Source organism: Ferrigenium sp. UT5 (assembly GCF_045866295.1).
Classification (GTDB): Bacteria; Pseudomonadota; Gammaproteobacteria; order Burkholderiales; family Gallionellaceae; genus Sideroxyarcus.
Genome location: NZ_BAAFRY010000017.1, coordinates 42,055 through 61,199, shown reverse-complemented (window position 1 = coordinate 61,199; position 19,145 = coordinate 42,055). Strand labels below are relative to the sequence as shown.

Here is a 19,145-nt window from a genome sequence, read left to right as displayed (position 1 = left end):
CTTTGAGAAAACCCCACTAGATCAGGCTTTCGCGGGCGGTGGACAACTCTTAGAACAGACGGACTTTTCTAACCAGCTAAATTTGTTCGACTTTTAACCGGACACTACTGACCGGTTTTGTAAAATCAGGCTTACGCAAGTGTATTTGCGCTGACTTGGTAGTACATTAAAGAGGACCGGCATGTTCCATGTTGGTCCTCTTTTTATCTCTTGCACAGGAATGGAGTTGGCTTGATGAATATCATAGAAATGCCGGATGAAGAGATACTGGCAATCGCAAATCCCATGTGGGCGGATCTGGTCAAATACTCGAACGAAGGCAACTACGGCGCGTTCACGCGCCAATTTTCGAGCTCGTTCATTGCGGGCGCCAATGAAGTCGAGATGGGCAAGCAGTTCGCGCGCAGCGAACTGGCGAAGGCCCTGTCACCGGACTATGAGTATCTCGGCATCATCCGGCGCGGCGAATACGTCACCGTGCTTTACAAACAGCGCAGTACGAAGAAACCCGGTGAATGGCTGGGGAGGCTTGTGCTGGGCTATGAAAAAGACAAGGTGCGAATCTTTGGCGCCACCATTTTTTAAAACACGGCCATAAATATCAAACATGTCGGATACGATTGCAGACGAAAAATTCGTCGAACTGAATTACAAGGTCATCGACAACAAGACCGGCGATGTGCTGGTCACCGTGGACTATCCGATCGGCTATGTGCACGGCGTGAACGACGTGATGTCGGAAGAAGTGACGCGCGAGCTGTATGGCAAGAAGGTCGGCGACATCATCGATGTGCCGATCGACACAACCAAGCTTTACGGCGAGCGCGACGAATCGCTGGTATTCACCGACCGCATCGAGAATGTGCCGGAGGAATACCGCGAGCTCGGCATGACCATCACGATGGAAAACGATAAGGGTGAGCCCCGCGACTTTATCGTCACCCGCTTCGATGACAAGACCCTGACCATCGACGGCAACAACCCGCTGTGCGGGCGTGATGTCACGTTCATGCTGGAAGTGCTCTCCATCCGCGATGCGACCGAGGAAGAGATCGAACTGGGCGGCGCGGTCGGTGCCGATCCCGAGCTGAACGAGATACTGGAACGGGCACAATGAAGCGCTCTACCCTGTACCTCCTCTACCCAGCGAACAAGGCACTGGAACGCGCCATTGCGGATGGACTCTGTGTGCTGAATGAACAGGATGCCGCAGCGGCCATGCCGGATACGCAGGTCGCGGTTGCGGACAACTTCCGCTATACGCGCGGCAATTATGAGCAGCAGCGCTACAGCGCCCGCGTCTTCGAGCGCCTGCGCGAAGCGCTGGAAGCATCGCTGGCCGCGTCCCCAAGCGCGGAGACACAGAACAATCTCGGCAACATCCTTGCTGCACTGGGCCAGCAGCGCCGCGATGCGGCCTTGTTCGAGCAGGCCGTCCGGTGTTTCAACTCGGCACTGGAAGCATACAGTCAGGAAGATTCGCCGCAGGCATGGGCGACCGCGCAATATAACCTGGGCACGGCCAATCAGGCACTGGGCCGCTTGCTTGAGACAACCAGCCCGCTGAAGCTCGCGGTGGATGCCTATACCAACGCCTTGCTGGTCTGGACGCGGGAAGCGCATCCCGAAGAGTGGATGCAGACCATGCATCAACTCGGCGCAACCTTCTACACCTACGGCATCCAGCTCAAAGGCAACCGCCAACTGCAAAAGTCCGTGGTCGCCTACAAGAATGCGCTGGCCGTGCTCAACGCAGACGACCACGCACTGGAATTGACCGCCACCCATAACAACCGGGGCGTCACGTTGCATCATCTCGGCGAGGCGGAAGAGAATCCTGCTCGCCTGAAAGAAGCGATCAATTCCTACGAATTGGCATTGACGGTCAGCATGGAGCAGCAACTGCCCATCCATGTGTCCGTCCTCTGTCGCGTGAACAAGGCAACCGCGCAGAACATGCTGGCGCAAATGAGCAACGACACTGCACTGGCCGAAGCGGTCGCGGACGAGTTCGAGGTAATCATCGAATGCTTCGCGCACGCGCTGCAGCCGCTGTGCTTGAGGCATTGTCAGGAACAGATGAAGCTGGCGCGGACCGCGTCAAGCAGTCAGGTCGCGGGGTAAAGAATGGATCAGACCCGCCCGGAAAGTTTGTTTTCGACCTCGATGAACGCGCCCGTATCCGCCAGGAAGCGGATGGTGCGCGCGCCGAAACCGACTTCCGGACTGGTTTCGCCTTTGTCGATGGCCAAGGTTAGCGCCACGCCCAGGCGCGGAGATAGATTGTGGCTCTTGCAGACTTCCACGATTTTTGCCTTGAGCGGTTCCAGTTGCTTGACGAGACCATCCGTCAAGGCGAACACGTCGATCTCTCCGGTCAGTGTTTCCGAGGATAACTCCCAGGAACTGATGACGGGTTTGTCCAGCCCGCTGTATGCGCCCGCCGCATTGACCGTGGTGGGTTCGATGCCGAGCAGACGCGTGATGTCGTCGGGGTTGAAATGGTAACCAAGCAATGCAAAGTAAGCCCGTCCTTTGTTCGCTGCCACGATGTTTCCCTCGTCGATGATTTCCTTCGTGCGAGTATAACCTACAGAAAGAGGTGCGCTGTTGTCGACTGAAGCCACACAGGAAAAAAAACGCGATCCCAACAATCCCTGTCTGTTCTGCAAGGACCCGCGCGGCGTCTCGTTGCAGCATGAACTTGCCTACAGCGCGCGCGACACCTACCCGACCAGTCCGGGGCATACGCTGGTCATTCCGCGCCGGCATGTCGCCAGCTTTTTCGAACTGACGCCGGAAGAAGTCGCGGCTTGCATGGGCCTCATCCAGCAAGAAAAGGAACTGCTGGATGCAGCGTTCCATCCGGACGGTTACAACATCGGCGTCAATGTGGGACAAGCGGCCGGGCAAAGCATCTTCCACGTCCATATTCACCTCATCCCCCGCTACAAAGGGGATGTTGAAAAACCGCAGGGAGGGGTGCGGCATGTGATCCCCCACAAGGCGCATTACACGCGCAAATAGCGCAGTTTCACGGCCATTTGGGAGGGGCCAGCGACGATATGCCTCCCGCTTTCAAGCATCCGTTTGTTACAACCAGAGGAGATAGGACCATGAGTGAAGAAAAGAAGCCGTTTTGCCGCCCCAAGATTCCGGATGGCCACGCATTCCGCGTAACCACCCGCCAGAAGGAGATCGTGCCGGGCCAGTTCTTCGTGGGCTATGAAACCACTTGGGAAGCCATTCAGAAAGAAGTGCCGTACACCACCCCAAAGAAGCCCTGAAGTAATCAGCAAACAATGACTCTACCGCGCAAGCATGGAAGGTTGCGCGGTTCTTGATATTGTTGGTTTTCTTGCAGTTCTGGCTTGCTGGCAAGCTGTCATTCGCCTTCAGCCAGTTGTAGTGCAAGCAATAAAAAAGCCGCTTGCGCGGCTTTTTTATTGCTTGCGTTCGTCTTACGCCAATGCTTTGATCACGTCTTCGACCACCTTCTTCGCATCGCCGAACACCATCATGGTCTTGTCGAGATAAAACAGGTCGTTGTCGAGTCCGGCATATCCGGTTGCCATCGAGCGCTTGACCACCAGCACCGTGCGCGCCTTGTGCACTTCGAGGATAGGCATGCCGTAAATCGGGCTGGATTTGTCATTCTTCGCCGCCGGATTCACCACGTCGTTGGCGCCGATCACCAGCACTACGTCGGTGTCGGCGAACTCGTTGTTGATCTCGTCCATTTCCACCACCTGGTCATAGGGCACTTCCGCCTCGGCCAGCAGCACGTTCATGTGTCCCGGCATGCGCCCCGCCACCGGGTGGATGGCGTAACGCACCTTCACGCCCTTGGCCGTGAGCGCGTTGGACATCTCCTTGATCGCGTGCTGCGCCCGCGCCACGGCAAGACCATAGCCCGGCACGATGATGACGGAGTCGGCATTGCCCATCAGGAACGCGGCATCGTCGGCGCTGCCGCTGCGATAAGTTTTCTGTACCCCGTCGCTGCCGCTTGCGGCGGCCGCGCTGTCGCCGCCCCCAAAACCGCCGAGAATCACGTTGAGGAAGGCGCGGTTCATCGCCTTGCACATGATGTAGGACAGGATCGCGCCGGAACTGCCGACCAGGCTGCCCGCGATAATCAGCATATTGTTGTTGAGGGTGAAGCCGATGCCGGCGGCCGCCCAGCCGGAATAGGAGTTCAGCATCGAGATGACCACCGGCATATCCGCGCCGCCGATCGGCACGATCAGCAGTACGCCCAGCAGCAAGGCAATCGCGGTCATGATCAGGAACGGCGTCCAGGACGGTGCGAGAAAGAATGCGACGCCGAAGCCGACCATCACGATGCCCAGCCCCAGATTGACCCAATGCTGGCCCGCAAAGCGGATCGGCTTGCCCGACATGCGGCCGGACAATTTCAGGAAGGCGATGATGGAGCCGGTGAAGGTGATCGCGCCGACAAAGGTGCCGATGAACAACTCGATGCGATTACTGGAATGCAGCATCTCGCCCGGCAGCGCAATGCCGTAGGCGACCGGATTGTTGAAGGCCGACATCGCCACCAGCACCGCGGCCAAACCGACCAGCGAGTGCATCGCCGCCACCAGCTCCGGCATCGCCGTCATCTGGATGCGCTGGGCGACGACCGCGCCGATGCTGCCGCCGACCGCGATGGCGATCAGGATATACGCCCAATTATGGGTCAGGGTCAGCGTGGTCAGCACGGCGATGGCCATGCCGATCATGCCGAATTGATTGCCACGCCGCGAAGTGGCGGGGGAACTCAAGCCCTTCAGCGTCAGGATGAACAGGACGGCGGCGGCGAGATAAGCGAGTGCAACAGAATTGGCTGACATTTTGATTCCTTATTTGCTCTTCTTCTTGAACATGTCCAGCATGCGCTTGGTCACCAGAAATCCGCCGAACACGTTGATCGCGGCCAGCGTTACTGCCACGAGGCCCAGCACCGTGCCGACATCCAGCGCTTGCGGGCCCGCCGCCAGCATGGCGCCGACGATGATGATGCCGGACACCGCGTTGGTCACCGCCATCAGCGGCGTGTGCAGCGCCGGGGTAACGTTCCACACCACGTGATAGCCGACAAAAATCGCCAGCACGAACACGGTGAGATTCAGAATGACAGGATCGACTCCGCTCATGATGCAGCTCCTTATTGGGTGACGACCGCGCCGTCGATCGCGATCAGCGAACCGGCGATGATGTCGTCTTCACGGTTGATGTTCAGCGCCCCGCCGTTCTTGGGATCGCACAACAGATTGAGGAAATTGAGCAGATTGCGCGCATACAGCGCCGACGCATCCGCCGCCACCGTGCCGGGCAGATTGGATTCGCCGACGAGGGTGATGCCGTGCTTGACCACGGTCCGGTTCAGCTCGGTCAGCGGACAATTGCCGCCCGCCTCCGCTGCCAGATCGACGATTACAGAACCGGGCTTCATGGACTTGACCATCTCTTCGGTGACCAGCACCGGCGCGGGGCGGCCCGGAATCAGCGCGGTGGTGATCACCACGTCGGCCTGCGCCACGCGCTTGGCGACCTCGATCTTCTGCCGGTCCATCCAGCTCTTCGGCATCGGCTTGGCGTAACCGCCCACCCCTGCCGCCGCTTCTTTTTCTTCATCGGTCTCGTAAGGCACATCGATAAACTTTGCCCCCAACGATTCGACTTGTTCCTTCACCGCCGGGCGCACATCGGACGCTTCGATCACCGCCCCCAGACGCTTGGCCGTGGCAATGGCCTGCAAACCCGCGACCCCCACACCCAGCACCACCACACGCGCGGCCTTCACTGTACCGGCGGCCGTCATCAGCATGGGGAAGAAGCGCTTGTACAGATTGGCCGCCACGATCACCGCCTTGTAGCCGGCGATGTTGGCTTGCGAGGACAGTACATCCATCGCCTGCGCGCGCGAGGTGCGCGGCAATCTTTCCATGGCGAAGGCGGCGATGCCCTGTTGTGCATAAGCGGCGACCTGCTCCGCATTGTGCGGATTCAGCAGACCGATCAGCACTGCGCCCTTGTTAAGTTTCGGGAGTTCATCTGCGTCCGGTGCCTTCACCTTGAGAACAATTTCGGCTTGCGCATACAAATTGGCGGCGGCAACCAATTTTGCCCCCGCCGCCTCGAACTCCGCATCCGGAATGCTGGCACCCGCGCCCGCACCTTGCTGCACCGCCACCTGATGCCCCGCCGCGACCATCTTTTTCACCGTTTCCGGTGTCGCCGCAACGCGGGTTTCACCTGCGAAAGTCTCCGCAGGAATGCCTATACGCATGTAAATTCTCCTCTAAACACTTGGCAAATCACCCGGCTGAAGCGGATGCCTGAATCTTGGTCTGGATTATATCTGAGCCAACAGCCAAGCTCCAACGGAGCCTGTGCCCGGATTATCCATCAAGTTGATAATGATTGTGCGAGCAGCGCTCAACTATTGCACCGTAGAGGTAATGCCTTGATTTTGGACAATCCGCTTTTGACAGGGGTGAGTCTAATCACCAGCGGACATTACTACTTGGGGCTAACAAATGTGATCATTTTCTATTTGCGCTTCCGCGCTGTTCGGTTACAATGCGCGGCCTTTTACAGGCGCGTAGCTCAGCTGGTTAGAGCACCACCTTGACATGGTGGGGGTCGTTGGTTCGAGTCCAATCGCGCCTACCAATTGGTAGTACGAAGCAATCCAAGAAATTCCATAAACCCGCACAGTTGATAGCTCTGCGGGTTTTTTGTTGTCCGGCGACGTCTAGTTCGTTCCATTGGCATCCGGTGGTAGACATACTTCCAATTAGCCATTGATGCGTGTAGTCGACGGCATCAAGAATTTTTCCGCGCGGAAAAGGTTGCACGCCGATACCCGCACCGGATCAATCGTCCGCCAGGTCCTGCTCCGGAAACAGCACGTCGGTAAAACCGAAATCGCGCATGTCGCGGATGCGCATCGGATACAGGATGCCGTCCAGATGGTCGCATTCGTGCTGTACCACGCGCGCATGGAAACCGCTCACGGTGCGGTCGATCAGTGCGCCGTACGGATCTCGCCCCTGATAGCGCAGGTGCGCATGGCGCGGCACCCGCCCGCGCAGGCCGGGCACGGAAAGACAGCCTTCCCAGCCTTCTTCCATTTCGTCCGACAGCGGTGTGAGGACAGGGTTGATGAGCACGGTATCGGGCACTGCCTCCGCCTCGGGATAGCGCGGATTGTGCTCCGCGCCGAAGATCACCACGCGCAGCAACACGCCGATCTGCGGCGCGGCGAGACCAACCCCCTTGTGTTCGCGCATGGTGTCGCGCATGTCGGCCAGCAATTCTTGCAGGGCGCGGCTGCCGAAATGGGTGACTGGCTCCGACCGCTGCCACAGGCGCGGATCGCCCATGCGCAATACTTCACGCAGCGCCATCGCATTCCACCACGCATTCCAGAATGTGGCGCACGCGCGCCATGGCGGTCTGCGCCACCGGCCCGATCTGGTCCAGCTCGATCGCGCGGGTGCTGCTGCCGATACCCGCCGCCGGGTTGACCACGACGGCGATTGCGGCATATTCCAGTCCCAGTTCGCGGGCCAGCGCGGCTTCCGGCATGCCGGTCATGCCAAGCATGTCGGCCCCGTCGCGCCGGTAGCGATTGACTTCCGCCGCCGTATCCAGGCGCGGTCCCTGGGTGGCGGCATACACCCCGCCATCCGCACAGGCTTCGCCGGCGTGCCGCGCTGCCGCCAGTAGTTCCTGGCGCACGCGCTCACTGTACGGCAGGGTGAAATCGATATGCGTGACCGCCTGTTCGTTGCCGTCGAAAAAAGTGAAGGCGCGGTCATGCGTGTAATCGATGATCTGGTCCGGCACCACCAGCGTGCCCGGCACCAGGTCGGCGCGGATGCCGCCCACGGCGGAAACCGCGATCACGCGCTGCGCCCCCTGGTCGCGCAGCGCCCACAGATTGGCACGGTAGTTGACGCTATGCGGCGGGATGGTGTGGCCGTAACCGTGGCGCGCCAGAAACATGACCTCGTGCTGTTTGATGGTGCCAAAGGTCATCGGCCCGGAGGGCTCGCCATATGGCGTGCGCATCACCTGGCGGTGGGTGATTTCGAGATTGGCCAGTTGGGTGAGTCCGGTGCCGCCGATGATTGCAAGCATTTCAGTTCTCCTTGACTGCGTAGATCGCGGGCAGATTGCGCCACGCGCCGTGTATGTCCATGCCGTAACCGAACACGAAACGGTTCGGCAATGTCAGACCGACGAAGTCTGCGCGGATGGGTTTTACCTTGCCGGTGTCCTTGTCCGCGAACACCGCGCTGTAAAACGCGGTCGCGCCGAGTTCCAGCACGCGCTGTTTTATCGCATGCAGGGTCTCGCCCTCGTCGAGGATGTCGTCCAGCACCAGCACGGTCTTGCCCTGCACATTCTCGCGCGGCGCGACTTTCCAGTGCAATTCCCCGCCGCGCTGGGCATTGCCGTAGCGCGAGACATGCAGATAGTCGAAGTCGAGCGGAAAGTCGAGCAAAGGCAGCAACTGTCCGCTGAACACCACCGCGCCCCCCATCACCGACAGCACCAGCGGATGCTGATCGGCGAGCGACGCGTTGATCTCGGCGGCGACGCGGTGCAGCGCGGTTTGCACCGTGTCCGCGGCGCACAAAAGATCGGCATTCGCCAGGATTTCTCGTGCCTGCTGCGTGTTCAACATCTCCCGCCACCTCCCTGTGGGTCGGGTTTTAACCCGACGCGTTTTTCCTGTTGCTCTCACTGTCATGCAACAATCCCAGCAGCGCCGCCTCGTCCCACACCGGCACGTTCAGTTCGCGCGCGCGGTCGAGCTTGCTGCCCGCCTCGGCACCCGCCACCACGCACGAGGTCTTCTTCGACACCGAACCCGCCACCTTGGCGCCGAGCGCTTCCAGTTTCGCTTTCGCCTCGTCGCGGCTCATCGTCGGCAGCGTGCCGGTGAGCACGAAGGTCTTGCCGGTGAGCGGCAAGACCTGGTCGGCCGTGCCCTCATGTTCTTCCCAGCGCGCCCCCAGCTTGCGCAACTCGTTCACGACTTCCTTGTTGTGCGCCTCGGCAAAGAAATCGACGATGCTCTGCGCCACCACCGGACCGACGTCGGGCACCTGCAACAACTGCTCGATGCCTGCATCCATGATGGCCTCCAGCTTGCCGAAATGGCGCGCCAGGTCCTTGGCCGTGGTCTCGCCCACATGGCGTATGCCCAAGGCGAACAGGAAACGGTTGAGCGTGGTGTGTTTGCTTTTTTCCAGCGCGCCGACCAGATTCTGCGCGCTCTTCTCCGCCATGCGCTCCAGCGCGGCCAGCGTCGCCACATCGAGGCGGTACAGGTCGGGCAGCGAGTGGATGATGCCCTCGTCCACCAGCTGGTCCACCAGCTTGTCGCCCAGGCCTTCGATGTCCATCGCGCGGCGCGAAGCAAAGTGCAAGAGCGCCTGCTTGCGTTGCGCGGGGCAATACAATCCGCCGGTGCAGCGCGCGTCGGCCTCGCCTTCTTCGCGCACCACATGGCTGCCGCACACCGGGCAGGCCGTCGGCATCACGAAGGGGCGCGCATCTGCGGGGCGGCGCGCCAGCACCACGCCGACCACTTCCGGAATCACGTCGCCGGCGCGGCGCACGATCACGGTGTCGCCGATGTGCACGTCCTTGCGCCGGATCTCGTCCTCGTTGTGCAGGGTGGCGTTGCTGACCGTGGTGCCGCCGACGAACACCGGCACCAGCTTGGCGACCGGGGTCAGTTTTCCGGTGCGCCCGACCTGGATTTCGATGTCGCGCAGCACGGTCAATTGTTCTTCCGCCGGATATTTGTGCGCCACGGCCCAGCGCGGCTCGCGCGAGACGAAGCCGAGCTGTTTTTGCAGGGCGCGGCTGTTGACCTTGTACACCACGCCGTCGATGTCGAACGGCAGCGCATCGCGTTTGGCTGCGACGCGCTGATGGAAATCGGCCAGCGCCTGCGCACCCCGCACCACCGCGCGCTCGTCGCACACCGGCAGTCCGAAGGATTGCAAGGCATCGAGGATGGCGCTGTGGGTGGCGGGCGGCTCCCAGCCCCGCACTTCACCCAGACCATAGGCGAAGAACGAGAGCGGACGCTGCGCCGACAGCTTGGGATCGAGCTGTCGGATCGTACCCGCCGCACCGTTGCGCGGATTGACCAGCGTGGGCAAGCCTTGCGCGCGCTGCTTTTCGTTGTAGCGGTTAAAATCGCGGCGGCTCATGTACACCTCGCCGCGAACTTCGAGAATCTCCGCCTTGCAGTCTTTCAGATGCAGCGGGATGCAGCGGATGGTGCGGATGTTCTGCGTCACGTCCTCGCCGGTCTCGCCGTCGCCGCGCGTGGCCGCCTGCACCAGCACGCCGCGCTCGTAGCGCAGGTTGATGGCAAGCCCGTCGAACTTGAGTTCGCAGTTGTATTCGATCTCGTCCACCGTTTCCAGCGTGTTCTTCACCCGCGCATCGAAGCTGAAGGCGCCGCTGGCTGCGGTGTCGGTCTCGGTGCGGATGGAGAGCATGGGCACGGCATGGCGCACCGGCGCAAAGCCGTCCAGCACACGGCCAGCTACGCGTTGCGTGGGCGAATCCGGCGTCCGCAGTTCAGGGTAATTTGCTTCAAGGTCTTGCAGTTCGCGGAACAGCTTGTCGTATTCCGCGTCGGGAATGCGCGGCGCATCCTTTACGTAATACCAGTCGTCGTATTCCGCGATCTCCCGGCGCAACCGGGCAGCGCGGCGCATTGCTTCCTGATTTGCCATCAGGCGAACAGGCGCATCGCCTGGGCGCTGCCGGGTGCGATGCCGCCTTGCACCATGCGCTGTTCGACCGAGGCGACTCGAATGCGGATTTGCTCCAGCGCACCCTTGCCGAGCAGCACCTGCTGATCGTCCACCAGGGTGGCGCGCAAGGCGGTGGCCAGCTCCATCGCGAACAGGGTCATCTCGTCGAAACGCCTGGCCGCATCGCTCACGCGCGGAATGTCCAGCACCAGGGTCAGGCTGGTCACGCGCATCTGGTCAAGGGTGTGATGCTGGAACGGGGTGCCGTCGGAAACGCCCAGGGTGAACAGCGTGGCGCCATCGGGGGCGAACAGGTGGAACGTCCCGTCGGCCTGCAGGCTCATGCCCATCGGCTGCACCACGCCCGCCACATCGCTGGCAAACAGGGGGCGGTCGGCACCGCACACCAGGTTGAGCCCGATCATCTGATCGACTTCGGCGCAGAAGGCATCCAGTTCGCGCGCGCGCTCCATGGCGTCATCCGCCAGCGGCAGCACCATGTCGGCATCTTCCTTGCGCCCGATCTCGCCCATCAGTTCGCGGAATTCGGCCAGCCGTGTCGCGCTGATCGCCCCGTCGCGATCGACCAGTTGCAGTCCGATCCGCAATTCCGAATAGGCGGGAGCGCTCTCCGGGATGATGCGCTCCCAGGTGCCGTTTGCCGCATTGCAACCGCAGGCGCGCAGGGTTTTGCCGAAATCGAAACGGCGCTCCCAGACGCGTGCCAGCGCCTGCGCATTCAGCGGGAATTTCGGGGTCATGCTGACGATGTAATCGGTCTGCTCGTCCAGCAGGGTACAGGGCGCGGGCGCGCCGGCGCCGATGAAATGCTCGCGTTCCGGCGCCGGCGCCGCACCGTGTTCCTGCGCCGCAGCCCCGGCCGCGACCGGTGGGGGTTCGATGCGATTCAGGGTGCGCCGGTAGCGCCATTGTTGCCACCAGCCGTAGGCCCAGACTGCGGCGACAACGACGAGGGCAATAATCAGCAGGCTTGATTGGAATTCACTCATGGTTCGATGGTGAAGCGGGAAATGGCAGCGCGGATTATCGCAAGCACCCCGGCAAATAGCCAGTCCGACAACGCGTTACCCCAGCGGCAACTCGCCTGCGCTCATGCCCACTTTGGCGATGTCGTGCAGGGCCTTGAGGAACTCCGCATCCTCATGCAGCTCCGCGCGGGGGCGGGGATGGGCATGGCCGCGCATCTGCGCCAGGCGGGCGCGGCTGGCGGCATTCATCTCCCACTTCAGGCCGGCCAACAACGCGTCTGCCGAATCCGGCCGGTTGCACACCAGCACCATGTCACAACCGGCCTGCAGGGCCGCCTCGGCGCGCTCGACGATGCCGCCCACCACGGTCGCCCCTTCCATGGAAAGGTCGTCGCTGAAGATGCAGCCGTCGAATCCCAACTCGCCGCGCAGGATGTCCTGCAGCCAGACTTTGGAAAAACCCGCCGGACGCGGATCGACTTTGGGATAGATGACATGCGCCGGCATCACCGCAGTCAGGCCAAATCCGATCATCTGGCGGAACGGAACGAGGTCGCACAGTTCGATGTCGGTGTAGCTGCGCTCATCGACCGGAATATCGAGGTGGGAGTCGGCGCACACGAAGCCGTGTCCCGGAAAATGTTTGCCCACGGCCGGCATCCCGGCCTGCTTCAGTCCCAGCAACAGGCCGTGCGCCAGTTCGGCGATGGCCTGCGGTTCGGCGTGAAACGCGCGGTCGCCAATCACGCTGCTCGCGCCGTAATCCACGTCCAGCACCGGCGTGAAACTGAAATCCACGCCGCAGGCGCGCAATTCCGCGCCGAGCACGAAACCGACTTCCTGCGCCAAGGCCTTGGCGCGTTTCGGCTGGTCATCCCACAGCTTGCCCAGTTCGCGCATCGGCGGGATGCGGGTGAACCCCTCGCGGAAACGCTGCACCCGGCCGCCTTCGTGGTCCACCGCGATCAGCAACGGCGGCGTGCGCAGCGCATGGATGCGCGCGGTCAGCTCGGCGAGTTGCGCCGGGGATTCATAGTTGCGCGCGAACAGGATCACCCCGCCCGCCAGCGGATGCGTAAGCCGCGCCTCGTCCTCCGGCGTCAACGTCGTTCCCGCCACATCCAGCATCACCGGACCGATCCCCATAGGCACTCCTGATAATCAGATTGAAATTGTTGCAACTACCGATCCGGCGGACTCACCACACCCTTGCCACCCTTGTTCAGGACATGCGTGTAAATCATCGTGGTGGAAACATCGGAATGACCGAGCAGTTCCCGCACGGTGCGGATATGGTAGCCGTTTTGCAGCAGGTGCGTAGCAAAGGAATGGCGTACCCCTTTCTTTGGAAAGGAAACAGGAGGAGGCTAGGCTTGTTCCGTCTTGCTTTGCCACGGTCCGCCAGCGGGCCATTGGGCATCGAAGGTCAATCCCTTGGCAGATGCCAGCGTCGGCGGCATCAGGAAATCATGCAATGCGGTGATGATGTCAGGGAACGTCAGGTTATCCACCGGCAATGCGTTCTTGCGCAGAAACGCTTTCCACTGGGTTTGCTTTGCCACATCGTTGGCAAACACTTGGGTCAGTGCTAAGGGTGCTTCGCTCGGCAAGGCAGTCTGGCGTCGCGTAAAGGTCGCCTCGATTGCAGTGCGCAGAACTTGCCCCTCAAACGGAAACTTCCGCATGATGACCCAGAGATCGTAGAAGTCCTTCATGCGGCTATTGGCTATGCCAAGCCACACCATGGCTTGGAATTTCTCCGCAACCACGGAATAGATTGGATAAGCGCGCAGCTTGGGGGCTGCAAAATCCAGTACGGTCGGGTAAGTAATATCTTCCGGTGCGGGTGTCACCGCATCGCCGTAGCCGATGTCTATCTGGATTGGGATAACGGCATTTCCCAAGCGCGCTTCAAATGACACGCGCACACCTTGGTACTCCTGATCCTCGCGGATTTCTATCGCGCGCATGGTGTCTGGAAGAAACGCCAGTCCATCCGGCTCCACCGACACTTGGCAGATGTCCTGAAAAATCTGCACCACCTGCGGAAGCTCGCTGGATCCGAATCCCAACAGGTCAACATCTCGGGTAGGACGGTGCGCCTCTCCGCCCCACACAGCAAACAGCATGGCTCCCTTGAGCAGGAACTGGCTGTGGTATTGGGATTGCCCCAAGCGATACAAGAGGCGTTCCAAGGCATAACGCGTCAGAACCAGATCGAATGCCTCGCCATCGCGTTTGGCGATATTGAGCAGCCGTTGGCGCACAGAGGCGGGGAGGTTACTCGGTTGACCTACGCTCATGTCAGTGTTTCCAGATAGGGACGCATTACATTGGATACCCGGCAGATTGCCGCGTAACGCCAAAGTTCGTCCATTGTGCATTTACGGGCACGCCAACTCTCCCTCAGCGCTTCCACAGCTACGTCCAGGCCGATCTTGTTCCGGTACTTGAAACAATCGGCGATGGTTTTTGCGAGTGAATAGATTCGGGTTGGCACACCGTCTATCACGTGCGTTTCTATGCCGGACTCTAGCGCCTGCCCAGAGAATCGGACGACGCGCATCGGCGTTTCCTTGGCGGCTGGCGCGCGCGCTTTGTTTTCAATCGCTATCCAGACTTCGAATGGAGCTTGTGTGGTGACACTATGAAACCGCAGTGCCGAGAGCAGGCAGATCACACCATGGGGCACACGTTTAGCAGCCTCACCCAGACTATGATTGGTAGTGATGGCGCTATCGGCCAGCATATAAAGGCCGCGCCCAAGACGCTGGAGCCTGCCCGCATTGCACAGGCGGGCAAGATAGGTGCGGGGTATGCTGTGCGGCTCAAGGTCTCGGGCGCGAATAACGCCTGCCTGCTTGGCGAGTCTCAGAACCTGCATGACTTTGGAGGTTTCCATGTCTGATACATATCGTCGGTAGTTGCTTATATTTACCGACATTCAGTATCATGTCAATATGGGAGGTGAAGCGGAGGGACGCTGCCTATATATTCTTGATAGTTGACACATAGTTGCAACTCAACGATTCTCGCAAGCTTAAAGATAACCAATGACAATGCGCAAGCCCATGAGCTACAGCCCCCATCAACTCGCCTATTTCGCGCATCAGTTAACCCTGCGCGCGGCTTCGGACTCGATGGAGAGCATGGCTAGCGCCCTGATGGATGCGCAAGTTGATCTGAACCCGCATCAGATCGACGCTGCACTATTTGCCTCAAGCAATCCGCTGTCCAAGGGCGTCATCCTGGCCGACGAGGTGGGGCTGGGCAAAACCATCGAAGCTGGCCTGCTGATCGCCCAGCGCTGGGCTGAGCGCAAGCGGCGCATTCTGGTTATCGCACCGGCCAACCTGCGCAAGCAGTGGCATCAAGAACTGGCCGACAAGTTCGGCATCACCGCTGGCATTCTCGAAGCCAAGTCCTACAAGCAGGCCATCAAGGATGGGGCACACAATCCTTTCGAGTCCAAGAGCGTGGTTATCTGTTCTTACCAGTTTGCCGCAGGCAAGGCCAAGGAAGTGCAGAGCATTCCTTGGGATTTGGTGGTGATCGACGAAGCGCACCGCCTACGCAACGTTTACAAGCCGGACAACAAGACCGCCAACATCCTGCGGGAAGCCTTGGCAAACGCCCCCAAGGTGTTGCTCACCGCCACACCTCTGCAAAACTCCCTCCTGGAGCTATATGGGCTGGTCAGTATCGTGGACGATCGCGTGTTTGGCGACCTGGATAGCTTCAAAACCCAGTTCGGCCAGCTCAAGGATGCCGCCAGCTTCGATGCCCTCAAGAACCGCATCCAGCCGATCTGCAAGCGCACCCTGCGCCGCCAGGTGGAAGCCTATGTGAAATACACCCGGCGCATCCCGATGCTGGAAGAGTTCATGCCGGGTGCCGATGAAACCAAGCTATACAACCTCGTTTCGGAATACCTGCAACGCGATTCGCTATTCGCATTGCCTAACAGCCAACGGCAACTCATCACACTCGTACTGCGCAAACTTCTTGCCTCATCAACGTTCGCCATTGCTGGTGCCTTGGAAACGCTCATTAAGCGCCTCAAGCAGGCACTGGATGAAAAAGCAGCCAGCGTCGATCTGGCCGAAGAGTTGGATCAGGACTTCGAGGCGCTGGATGAGTTGGCCGATGAAATGGATGTTTCCGCGCAGAGCAATGGCAAGGCCAAAACCGCGAATGAGATTACCGCCATCAAGGCGGAAATCGCCGAGCTTGAATCTTTCCGTTCTTTGGCGGTATCCATCACCGAAAACGCCAAGGGCATGGCCTTGCTGCAAGCCCTGAAAGTCGCTTTCAAGAAGCTGGAAGAGTTGGGGGCCGCCAAGAAAGCCATAATCTTTACCGAATCGAGACGCACTCAGGACTACCTGCTCAACCTGCTGGCAGGCACGCCAGAGTTTGGCGAGGGCACGCCCGGCGTGGTTCTTTTCAACGGCACCAACAGCGACGAAAGATCGCGCCGCATCTACACAGAATGGATCAAACGCCATGCAGGCACCGACCGCGTAACGGGTTCACGCACGGCTGATACCCGCGCCGCGCTGGTCGATTACTTCCGCGAACAGGGTTCCCTCATGATCGCCACCGAAGCAGGTGCAGAGGGCATCAACCTGCAGTTCTGTTCCATGGTCATCAACTACGACTTACCGTGGAACCCGCAGCGCATCGAACAGCGCATCGGTCGCTGCCATCGCTATGGGCAGAAGCACGATGTTGTCGTCGTCAACTTCCTGAACCGGGAGAACGAGGCTGACAAACGGGTTTACGAACTGCTCGCGCAGAAATTCCAGTTGTTCGATGGCGTCTTCGGGGCCAGCGACGAAGTGCTGGGAGCGGTGGAATCTGGCGTCGATTTCGAGCGACGCATCGCAGAAATCTATCAAACCTGCCGCCACCCGGATGCAATTCATACCGCTTTCCAACAACTCCAGCTCGACCTGGCTGGTGAGATCAACGACGCGATGCTCAACGCCCGCAAGTCGCTGCTGGAAAACTTTGACGAGGATGTGCAAGAACGATTGCGCCTGCGCGATCAAAGTGCCCGCGACTCATTGAGCAGGCTGGAACGCCTGTTGATGCGTTTTACTCAAGCCTCTTTGACCGGCCACGCAGAGTTTGATGAAGATAGCACCGGCTTCAAATTGAATTCCTTGCCCGATTTTCTCCAGTCGCCCGCAAGCGGGAGAGGGGCGGGGAAAGAGGGTATTGCAATCCCGCTGGGGCGTTATGAATTACCCCGCCGCAGCGAAGAAGCACACATCTATCGCCTAGCCCATCCGCTGGCTCAATCCCTTATCGAGCAGGCTCAACGTCAACCCTTGCAGCCCAGCAAACTCGTTTTTTACTACGACGCTTACGGGGCCAAGGTTAGCGTCGTTGAGCAGTTGCGCGGGAAATCAGGAACCCTGCTAGTGCAGAAGCTCAAGGTTCAAGCACTCGGCGCAACGGAAGAGCATCTGTTGATGGCTGCCGTTGATCGTTCAGACAACATCTACGACCAAGGCATCGCTGAAAAACTGCTGAATATCCCGGCACACGCCATCGCATTGCCAAGGTTGCATAGTCTTCCTTCGCAAGCTGCCTTGCCAGATGTTCAGCCCATTACCGAACAGAACATGCTCGACTTCGCTGCGGCAAACGTCTGGGTTCCGTCGTTCCTCGAAGAAGAAATTGCGCGGCAAAAGGCACGCATCCTTAGTGACCTCGAAACTCGCAACCTGAGTTTCTTCGCCCAAGAGACTGAAAAGCTGGACTCATGGGCGGATGATCTGAAAGTAGGACTTGAGCGCGAAATTAAGGAGCTAGACCGTCAGATCAAGGAAGCGCGCTCAAAGAGCAAAGGCGCAGCAACCTTGGCCGAGAAGCTGGCAATGCAAAAGGAACAGCGCGACCTCGAAGGGCATCGGGACCGCAAACGCCGGGAACTTTTCCAGCGCCAAGATGAGATTCAAACCCGGCGTGACAATCTGATTGATGAGCTGGAGCTGCAACTGTCGCAACAAGTGGCAGTGCTGCCATTGTTTGCCTGTGAATGGGAGGTCGCATGACAGAACCAACAATTATCTGCCCGAACTGTACCACCGAGATCAAGCTCAATGAATCGCTTGCTGCCCCGCTGATTGCGGCTACACGCAAGCAGTATGAGCAACAGATGGCGCAGAAGGATGACGAGATTGCTCAACGCGAACAGGCTATGCGCGATAAGGAAAAACAGCTCCAAGAAGACAAACGAAAACTCGACGATCAAGTTGCCGACCAAGTCGCGGCACAGTTGAAGGCAGAACGCACCCGCGTGATTGCTGAGGAATCCAAGAAGGCCAAACTGGCCAGTGCCGCCGAACTGGAAAATAAGGCGCGTGAATTGGCTGACTTGCAAGAAGTACTCAATGCAAACAATCAAAAACTGGCTGAAGCGCAAAAAGCTCAAGCCGATCTCATCAAAAAACAGCGTGAACTCGATGATGCCAAGCGTGAATTGGAGCTCACCGTAGAAAAACGCGTTCAGGTCGGCTTGACCGAAGTCCGTACCCAAGCCAAAAAAGAAGCCGAGGATGAACAAAAGCTCAAGGTGATGGAGAAGGAGCAGACCATTGCGGCAATGCAGAAACAGATCGAAGACCTCAAGCGCCGGGCCGAGCAGGGTTCGCAACAATTGCAGGGAGAAGTGCAGGAGTTGGAGATTGAAAACCTGCTACGCACAAAATTTCCATTCGATTCCATCGAGCCGGTGCCTAAGGGTGAATTCGGCGGTGATGTGTTGCATCGCGTGCGCGCACCCAATGGGCAAGCCAGTGGCACCATCTTGTGGGAGTTCAAGCGCACCAAAAACTGGAGCGACAGTTGGCTGGCAAAACTACGCGATGATCAGCGTACGGCAAAGGCCGAAGTGGCGGTGATCGTCAGCCAGGTGCTACCCAAAGGTGTGGAAACATTCGAGTTGATCGAGGGCGTATGGGTAACGCATCCCCGCGCGGCATTGCCAGTGGCGGCAATCTTGCGCCAGACATTGCTAGAGCTTGCGATGTCACGACAATCCTCCGAAGGACAGCAAACCAAAACTGAGATGGTTTACCAATACCTCACTGGCCCGCGCTTCAAGCATCGCGTGGAAGCGATTGTTGAAGCCTTTTCCTCCATGCAGGAAGACCTCGACAAAGAGCGCAAAGCAATCATGAAACAATGGGCCAAGCGCGAGGAGCAGATCGAACGGGTGATGAATGCGACGGTTGGGATGTATGGCGACTTGCAGGGGATTGCTGGTAAGTCATTGCAGGAGATAGAGGGATTAAGTTTTCCCGCCATTGAAAATAAGGCGGTTGGTCAATAGGGAGCGTGA

Annotated in this window: 19 protein-coding genes, 1 tRNA gene and 1 pseudogene; 8 read left to right on the top strand and 13 right to left on the bottom strand. The window is 59.4% G+C overall.

Annotated elements, in window-relative coordinates; all coding sequences use genetic code 11:
- The first annotated feature begins 234 nt into the window (after positions 1 to 234).
- The 3 genes from ACKTSJ_RS07980 to ACKTSJ_RS07970 are packed head-to-tail and all read left to right on the top strand — an operon-like array spanning position 235 to position 2,124.
- A complete protein-coding gene (locus ACKTSJ_RS07980; protein WP_407899089.1) occupies positions 235 to 585 on the top strand; it encodes a hypothetical protein in 351 nt (116 codons plus the stop codon).
- A 22-nt stretch (positions 586 to 607) separates the two neighbouring features.
- Positions 608 to 1,117: a peptidylprolyl isomerase gene (locus ACKTSJ_RS07975; protein WP_407899087.1), complete on the top strand. Its 510-nt coding sequence runs from the start codon at positions 608 to 610 to the stop codon at positions 1,115 to 1,117.
- Entirely contained in the window at positions 1,114 to 2,124 is a 1,011-nt protein-coding gene (locus ACKTSJ_RS07970) for a hypothetical protein (protein ID WP_407899085.1), read from the top strand. Before ACKTSJ_RS07975 ends, ACKTSJ_RS07970 begins: the two co-directional genes overlap by 4 nt.
- Positions 2,125 to 2,132: 8 nt before the next feature.
- On the opposite strand, the gene ACKTSJ_RS07965 is transcribed toward ACKTSJ_RS07970, so the two are convergent.
- Positions 2,133 to 2,549 (bottom strand): DUF4279 domain-containing protein, encoded by a 417-nt coding sequence (locus tag ACKTSJ_RS07965; protein WP_407899083.1) that lies wholly within the window; start codon positions 2,547 to 2,549, stop codon positions 2,133 to 2,135.
- A gap of 61 nt (positions 2,550 to 2,610) precedes the next feature.
- Here ACKTSJ_RS07965 and ACKTSJ_RS07960 point away from each other — a divergent pair, with 61 nt between their 5' ends.
- Positions 2,611 to 3,027 carry an HIT family protein gene (locus ACKTSJ_RS07960; RefSeq protein ID WP_407899081.1) on the top strand — a complete coding sequence of 139 codons (417 nt, stop codon included), beginning with the start codon at positions 2,611 to 2,613 and terminating at the stop codon, positions 3,025 to 3,027.
- A gap of 89 nt (positions 3,028 to 3,116) precedes the next feature.
- The gene (locus ACKTSJ_RS07955; protein ID WP_407899079.1) at positions 3,117 to 3,287 is read left to right on the top strand and encodes a hypothetical protein; all 171 of its coding nucleotides are present in this window, start codon (positions 3,117 to 3,119) and stop codon (positions 3,285 to 3,287) included.
- Between the two features lie 174 nt (positions 3,288 to 3,461).
- Here the strand turns inward: ACKTSJ_RS07955 and ACKTSJ_RS07950 are convergent, their stop codons facing one another.
- From ACKTSJ_RS07950 to ACKTSJ_RS07940, 3 genes are read right to left on the bottom strand one after another with little or no spacing between them, the layout of a single operon-like run.
- Positions 3,462 to 4,856: an NAD(P)(+) transhydrogenase (Re/Si-specific) subunit beta gene (locus ACKTSJ_RS07950; protein ID WP_407899078.1), complete on the bottom strand. Its 1,395-nt coding sequence runs from the start codon at positions 4,854 to 4,856 to the stop codon at positions 3,462 to 3,464.
- Positions 4,857 to 4,865: 9 nt separating this feature from the next.
- The gene (locus ACKTSJ_RS07945) at positions 4,866 to 5,159 is read right to left on the bottom strand and encodes an NAD(P) transhydrogenase subunit alpha (protein ID WP_407899076.1); all 294 of its coding nucleotides are present in this window, start codon (positions 5,157 to 5,159) and stop codon (positions 4,866 to 4,868) included.
- 11 nt (positions 5,160 to 5,170) lie between these two features.
- On the bottom strand, positions 5,171 to 6,295 hold the full coding sequence (locus ACKTSJ_RS07940; RefSeq protein ID WP_407899074.1) for a Re/Si-specific NAD(P)(+) transhydrogenase subunit alpha: 1,125 nt from the start codon (positions 6,293 to 6,295) through the stop codon (positions 5,171 to 5,173).
- 309 nt (positions 6,296 to 6,604) lie between these two features.
- Here ACKTSJ_RS07940 and ACKTSJ_RS07935 point away from each other — a divergent pair.
- Positions 6,605 to 6,681, top strand: a tRNA-Val gene (locus ACKTSJ_RS07935).
- A gap of 203 nt (positions 6,682 to 6,884) precedes the next feature.
- Here the strand turns inward: ACKTSJ_RS07935 and def are convergent.
- The 9 genes and pseudogenes from def to ACKTSJ_RS07890 form a co-directional block, all read right to left on the bottom strand.
- Positions 6,885 to 7,418 (bottom strand): peptide deformylase, encoded by a 534-nt coding sequence (def, locus tag ACKTSJ_RS07930; RefSeq protein WP_407899072.1) that lies wholly within the window; start codon positions 7,416 to 7,418, stop codon positions 6,885 to 6,887.
- On the bottom strand, positions 7,405 to 8,154 hold the full coding sequence (locus tag ACKTSJ_RS07925; protein ID WP_407899070.1) for an S-methyl-5'-thioinosine phosphorylase: 750 nt from the start codon (positions 8,152 to 8,154) through the stop codon (positions 7,405 to 7,407). The genes def and ACKTSJ_RS07925 overlap by 14 nt, the downstream gene beginning before the upstream one ends.
- Before the next feature lies 1 nt (position 8,155).
- Positions 8,156 to 8,704 carry a hypoxanthine-guanine phosphoribosyltransferase gene (locus ACKTSJ_RS07920; protein WP_407899068.1) on the bottom strand — a complete coding sequence of 183 codons (549 nt, stop codon included), beginning with the start codon at positions 8,702 to 8,704 and terminating at the stop codon, positions 8,156 to 8,158.
- Positions 8,705 to 8,732: 28 nt separating this feature from the next.
- A complete protein-coding gene (ligA, locus tag ACKTSJ_RS07915; RefSeq protein WP_407899067.1) occupies positions 8,733 to 10,781 on the bottom strand; it encodes an NAD-dependent DNA ligase LigA in 2,049 nt (682 codons plus the stop codon).
- Positions 10,781 to 11,812, bottom strand: coding sequence for a cell division protein ZipA C-terminal FtsZ-binding domain-containing protein (locus ACKTSJ_RS07910; RefSeq protein ID WP_407899066.1), 1,032 nt, complete (start codon positions 11,810 to 11,812; stop codon positions 10,781 to 10,783). Before ACKTSJ_RS07910 ends, ligA begins: the two co-directional genes overlap by 1 nt.
- A 75-nt stretch (positions 11,813 to 11,887) precedes the next feature.
- Positions 11,888 to 12,937 carry a beta-N-acetylhexosaminidase gene (nagZ, locus tag ACKTSJ_RS07905; RefSeq protein WP_407899065.1) on the bottom strand — a complete coding sequence of 350 codons (1,050 nt, stop codon included), beginning with the start codon at positions 12,935 to 12,937 and terminating at the stop codon, positions 11,888 to 11,890.
- Between the two features lie 35 nt (positions 12,938 to 12,972).
- Positions 12,973 to 13,128: pseudogene (locus ACKTSJ_RS07900) on the bottom strand (tyrosine-type recombinase/integrase); the annotation flags it as partial.
- A 30-nt stretch (positions 13,129 to 13,158) separates the two neighbouring features.
- On the bottom strand, positions 13,159 to 14,094 hold the full coding sequence (locus tag ACKTSJ_RS07895; protein ID WP_407899063.1) for a nucleotidyl transferase AbiEii/AbiGii toxin family protein: 936 nt from the start codon (positions 14,092 to 14,094) through the stop codon (positions 13,159 to 13,161).
- Positions 14,091 to 14,693, bottom strand: a complete 603-nt coding sequence (locus tag ACKTSJ_RS07890; RefSeq protein WP_407899061.1) for a type IV toxin-antitoxin system AbiEi family antitoxin domain-containing protein — start codon at positions 14,691 to 14,693, stop codon at positions 14,091 to 14,093. Before ACKTSJ_RS07890 ends, ACKTSJ_RS07895 begins: the two co-directional genes overlap by 4 nt.
- 151 nt (positions 14,694 to 14,844) lie before the next feature.
- On the opposite strand from ACKTSJ_RS07890, the gene ACKTSJ_RS07885 reads away from it, so the two are divergent.
- Together ACKTSJ_RS07885 and ACKTSJ_RS07880 are read left to right on the top strand one after the other, a co-directional pair.
- Positions 14,845 to 17,856, top strand: a complete 3,012-nt coding sequence (locus ACKTSJ_RS07885) for an SNF2-related protein (RefSeq protein WP_407899059.1) — start codon at positions 14,845 to 14,847, stop codon at positions 17,854 to 17,856.
- Positions 17,853 to 19,136 (top strand): DUF2130 domain-containing protein, encoded by a 1,284-nt coding sequence (locus ACKTSJ_RS07880; protein WP_407899057.1) that lies wholly within the window; start codon positions 17,853 to 17,855, stop codon positions 19,134 to 19,136. The genes ACKTSJ_RS07885 and ACKTSJ_RS07880 overlap by 4 nt, the downstream gene beginning before the upstream one ends.
- Positions 19,137 to 19,145: the final 9 nt, after the last annotated feature.

Excerpts from the sequence above, each read along its gene's own strand:
- nagZ (WP_407899065.1), bottom strand. The coding sequence starts at position 12,937 with ATGGGGATCGGTCCGGTGATGCTGGATGTGGCGGGAACGACGTTGACG.
- ACKTSJ_RS07885 (WP_407899059.1), top strand. The coding sequence starts at position 14,845 with ATGACAATGCGCAAGCCCATGAGCTACAGCCCCCATCAACTCGCCTAT.
- ACKTSJ_RS07970 (WP_407899085.1), top strand. The coding sequence starts at position 1,114 with ATGAAGCGCTCTACCCTGTACCTCCTCTACCCAGCGAACAAGGCACTG.
- ACKTSJ_RS07980 (WP_407899089.1), top strand. The coding sequence starts at position 235 with ATGAATATCATAGAAATGCCGGATGAAGAGATACTGGCAATCGCAAAT.
- ACKTSJ_RS07925 (WP_407899070.1), bottom strand. The coding sequence starts at position 8,154 with ATGCTTGCAATCATCGGCGGCACCGGACTCACCCAACTGGCCAATCTC.
- ACKTSJ_RS07955 (WP_407899079.1), top strand. The coding sequence starts at position 3,117 with ATGAGTGAAGAAAAGAAGCCGTTTTGCCGCCCCAAGATTCCGGATGGC.
- ACKTSJ_RS07920 (WP_407899068.1), bottom strand. The coding sequence starts at position 8,704 with ATGTTGAACACGCAGCAGGCACGAGAAATCCTGGCGAATGCCGATCTT.
- ligA (WP_407899067.1), bottom strand. The coding sequence starts at position 10,781 with ATGGCAAATCAGGAAGCAATGCGCCGCGCTGCCCGGTTGCGCCGGGAG.
- ACKTSJ_RS07940 (WP_407899074.1), bottom strand. The coding sequence starts at position 6,295 with ATGCGTATAGGCATTCCTGCGGAGACTTTCGCAGGTGAAACCCGCGTT.
- ACKTSJ_RS07910 (WP_407899066.1), bottom strand. The coding sequence starts at position 11,812 with ATGAGTGAATTCCAATCAAGCCTGCTGATTATTGCCCTCGTCGTTGTC.
- ACKTSJ_RS07975 (WP_407899087.1), top strand. The coding sequence starts at position 608 with ATGTCGGATACGATTGCAGACGAAAAATTCGTCGAACTGAATTACAAG.
- ACKTSJ_RS07890 (WP_407899061.1), bottom strand. The coding sequence starts at position 14,693 with ATGGAAACCTCCAAAGTCATGCAGGTTCTGAGACTCGCCAAGCAGGCA.
- ACKTSJ_RS07895 (WP_407899063.1), bottom strand. The coding sequence starts at position 14,094 with ATGAGCGTAGGTCAACCGAGTAACCTCCCCGCCTCTGTGCGCCAACGG.
- def (WP_407899072.1), bottom strand. The coding sequence starts at position 7,418 with ATGGCGCTGCGTGAAGTATTGCGCATGGGCGATCCGCGCCTGTGGCAG.
- ACKTSJ_RS07880 (WP_407899057.1), top strand. The coding sequence starts at position 17,853 with ATGACAGAACCAACAATTATCTGCCCGAACTGTACCACCGAGATCAAG.
- ACKTSJ_RS07950 (WP_407899078.1), bottom strand. The coding sequence starts at position 4,856 with ATGTCAGCCAATTCTGTTGCACTCGCTTATCTCGCCGCCGCCGTCCTG.
- ACKTSJ_RS07945 (WP_407899076.1), bottom strand. The coding sequence starts at position 5,159 with ATGAGCGGAGTCGATCCTGTCATTCTGAATCTCACCGTGTTCGTGCTG.